The organism is Streptomyces aurantiacus, from assembly GCF_001418335.1.
GTDB classification, from domain to species: Bacteria; Actinomycetota; Actinomycetes; order Streptomycetales; family Streptomycetaceae; genus Streptomyces; species Streptomyces aurantiacus.
In genome coordinates this window covers 1-3,654 of record NZ_LIPP01000505.1, presented here as the reverse complement: position 1 = coordinate 3,654, position 3,654 = coordinate 1, and the positions used below count along the sequence as shown (strand labels likewise).

The 3,654-nt window shown below is 73.2% G+C and carries 2 protein-coding genes and 1 pseudogene; 2 read left to right on the top strand and 1 reads right to left on the bottom strand.

Going from position 1 to position 3,654, the window contains the following annotated elements:
• Nucleotides 1-522: bifunctional DNA primase/polymerase (locus AOK01_RS39575; RefSeq protein WP_055520419.1), on the bottom strand; the 522-nt coding region annotated here is incomplete at its 3' end.
• Between the two features lie 379 nt (nt 523-901).
• On the opposite strand from AOK01_RS39575, the gene AOK01_RS39570 reads away from it, so the two are divergent.
• Complete coding sequence (locus AOK01_RS39570) at nt 902-2,287, top strand: NsdA family TPR-like regulatory protein (RefSeq protein WP_055520417.1); 1,386 nt, start codon at nt 902-904, stop codon at nt 2,285-2,287.
• Nucleotides 2,288-2,606: 319 nt separating this feature from the next.
• A pseudogene (locus tag AOK01_RS43920) lies at nt 2,607-3,654 on the top strand (hypothetical protein); the annotation flags it as partial.

Genomic DNA, 3,654 nt, shown 5'->3' with positions numbered 1-3,654 from the left:
GGGTACGTACGTACCCTCCCCGAACACCTCCAGGTCGAGGGTGGCGAGCGGCCACCCCAGCTTCCGTACCAGATCCGGCACCTTCGCCGCGGCCCCCGGCAGCACGAAGAACTGCATCCGCCGATCCGGCGTACAGGTCACGGGGCCGAGCGTCAGCTCCATCCGCTTCATCCGCGCGAGCGCGAGGAACCCCGCGGTCTCGGGTACGTCGATCGCGTCGAACGTCCGCCCCGTCGGCAGCAGGATCGACGCCACGGGCTGCTTCGCCCACAGCCGGCGGGCGACGGTCGCGCTGCCCGTGGCCACGGTCGCCCAGTCCGCACGCGCCGGGTGCGCGCCGGGTACGGCGCACGACGGCTCGCCGCACGAGCAGCGCTGCACACCGTCGGCGGCTTCCAGCCAGGTGCCGGGGAACACGTCCCAATGGCGCTCCTCGGCATAGCGCACGGCTGTGTCCTGCAGCGACTCGCCGCGCTGCTTCGGGATCTGGGCGGTCTCGGTGCCTGCGATCGTCTCGTCCACGCTGAACTCAACTCCCGTGCCCACCAGGGGTTACGCCCCCTCGTCGCCGGTCGCCGCCCTTCTTGCGGGCAATTATTCGCGTTCGCTCCCTTTTTATCTGCGCGCTGGGGAGGAGCATCGATTCCATACGTGGGGCGCATGGATGCATGTGCGGGGGCGCGCATGGGAGGCGGCAGCGGGTGCTGGGTAGCTCTATGGGGGGCGGGCAGCAGCCTTTACCCGGCAATCCTCGCATGTCTCGCATCTTCGGTATGTCCGCGGGGCATTGATCTTCGAGGCCGGATCTTTTCGCTCCGCTCAGGGGTGAGGGTGGTCCCGGTCACTGAGAAGTCATCAACTCGGTGCGTGGGCAGGCACCGCAGCCACAGGGGGTACGCCAATGGCCGCAAGGCCTCTCGTCGCGCGGCAGCCGAACGAACGACTGCAGGCGCTCATCCAGGAAGCGGGCTGTTCCAACGCCGGTCTGGCCCGCCGCGTCAACATGTGCGGCGCGGAGCACGGTCTCGACCTGCGCTACGACAAGACGTCCGTGGCCCGTTGGCTGCGCGGACAGCAGCCGCGCGGGCGGGCGCCCGCGATCATCGCCGAGGCGCTGGGCCGCAAGCTGGGCCGGACCGTCACGATCGACGAGATCGGCATGGCGAACGGCAAGAACCTCGCCTCCGGCGTGGGCCTGCAGTTCTCGCCGACGGTCCTCGGCGCGATCGAGCAGGTCTGTGAGCTGTGGCGCAGCGACGTGGGGCGCCGGGACTTCCTGTCCGGCTCGTCCGTCGCGGCCTCCGCGCTCGTCGAGCCGAGCCGGGACTGGCTGATCTCCTCGCCGGACGCGCAGGTCTCGCGCGCGGCCGGGCCGCGGGTCGGGCAGTCCGACGTGGCGGCGGTGACCGCGATGACCCAGGCGCTCGTCGAGCTCGACCACCAGTACGGCAGCGGGCATGTGCGCCCGGTCGTCGTGCACTACCTGAACAGCGTCGTGTCGGGGCTCCTCGCCGGCTCGTACCGGGAAGCGGTCGGGCGTGAACTCTTCGCGGCCGTCGCGCGGTTGACGGAGCTCGCGGGCTACATGGCGATCGACACCGGCCAGCCGGGGCTCGCGCAGCGGTACTACATCCAGGCGCTGCGGCTCGCACAGGCGGCGGGGGACCGGGGCTACGGCGGATACGTGCTCGCCGCCTCCATGAGCCACCTGGCCGCGCAGCTGGGGAATCCCCGGGAGATCGCGCAGTTGGCGCGGGCGGCGCAGGAGGGGGCGCGCGGGCGGGTCACACCGCGCGCGGAGTCGATGTTCCACGCCGCGGAGGCGCGGGGCCACGCGTTGCTGGGCGACGCGCGTTCGGCGCAGGCGGCGTCCGGCCGGGCCGTGTCGGCGCTGGAGCAGGCCGATCCGGAGTCCGGGGACGACCCGCGCTGGATCGCGCACTTCGACGAGGCCTATCTCGCCGACGAGTTGGCGCATTGTCACCGTGACCTGGGGCAGGCCGAGTCGGCCGCGCGGCGCGCGCAGGAGTCCCTCGCCGGGCATCCAGAGTCGCGGGCCAGGCGGCGCGCGATCGGGTACGTGCTGCTGGCCACCGCGCAGGTGCAGCAGCGCGAGGTCGAGCAGGCCTGCCACACGGGTCTGCGCGCGGTCGAACTGCTGGGCACGCTGCGTTCCAACCGTGGCGCGGAGTACCTGGACGACTTCCAGCAGCGGCTGGAGCCGTACCGGGACGAGCCCGTGGTCCGGGAGTTCGGGGCGCGCATGGATCTGCAGGCCGCGGCGTAGCGCTCCGCGGGGGGACCGGTGAGGTGGCTGCGGGTCGGTGAGTTGGCTGTGGGGCGGTGGGGGCTGGGCGCGCAGTTCCCCGCGCCCCTGTCGGGGCCCGGGACGGGTGGTGCGTGAACTTGTGAGGAATGAAGCACGAGTTCTGAAAGGGGCTTGAAAAAGGGGCTCGAACGGCGTTCTGGGGGGCGTTTTGTCACCCGCTGTCCCCGGTGGCGGGGGTCGCGTCCCGTGCTGCGTGGCACCGGCTTGCGAGGACCCGGTAGCGTGAACCGACGATTCCGAAGGTCCCCCATAGGTTCCCCCATTCGTAGGAGTCCCGGTGACGCACAACGGACAGGGCGACGAGCCCTCGGCGCGACCCGCGCGCGAAGGCATCGTGCTGCCGTCCGACGGCGGCGAGCCCCTCCTGCCGGGCCAGACCGGCGACCGCGCGGTCCCGGCGGGCGGTCAGGCCTGGGACCAGCCATGGGGCCCGCGACCCGCTCCGGGGGCCCCTCAGGAGCCCGGACAGGGCGGCTGGGCGCCCGCGCCCGCAGGGGAATGGGGTGGCGCGGATCAAGGAGTGGGTCAGGGCCAGGGACAGGGACAGGGACAAGGCCAGGGACAAGGCCAGGGCGTACCGGGGTCGGACGCACAGATTTCGAGTTGGAGTGCTGGGCCGCGGGGGACGGGCGGTCCGGGGACGCAGACTCCGAGCTGGGACGGCTCCGCGCAGGGTCAGGGCGTACAGGGTCAGGGCGTACAGGGTTCGGGCGTACAGGGTTCGGGCGTACAGGGCCAGGGCGCCGGTGCGCCGGGCTCGGGCTGGGGTGCGGGTGCGGGTGTGCCCGGTGGGCAGGGCTCGCAGTACTCCGACCCGTCGGCCCAGTACGGGACCCCGGGGCCGGATGGCCAGTGGGGCGCCCCTCGGACACCGGGCGGTGCGGGTGTCGCGATACCCCAGCCCCTGGACGGCCGGACCACCAACGGATACGGCCACTCGAACGCCGCCGGAGGCGGTCCCGGCGCGCTGCCGCCCGCCGCTGCCATGGATGAGGGCGCGACCCAGTTCCTGCCGCCCGTACCCGCGGCCGGTGCCGCGCCCGTCGACGAGGGCGCCACGCAGCTGCTTCCGCCGGTCGGCCCCGGTGCGCTGCCGCCCGAGGTGCCCGCGGCGGGTACGGCACCCGGAGCGGCGTCCACCGACTCGACGCGATTCCTCGGCCGCTCCCGGCAGGACGGACCCGGGCCGATGCCCGGCGGGAACGGCGCGATGCCCGGCGGAAACGGCGCCGGACCCCTGCCACCGGCCGCGGATCCCGACGCCCAGCCCACGCAGTTCATGGCCCCGGTGCCCGCGCAGCCCGGCGCGGGCACCGGGGCCATGA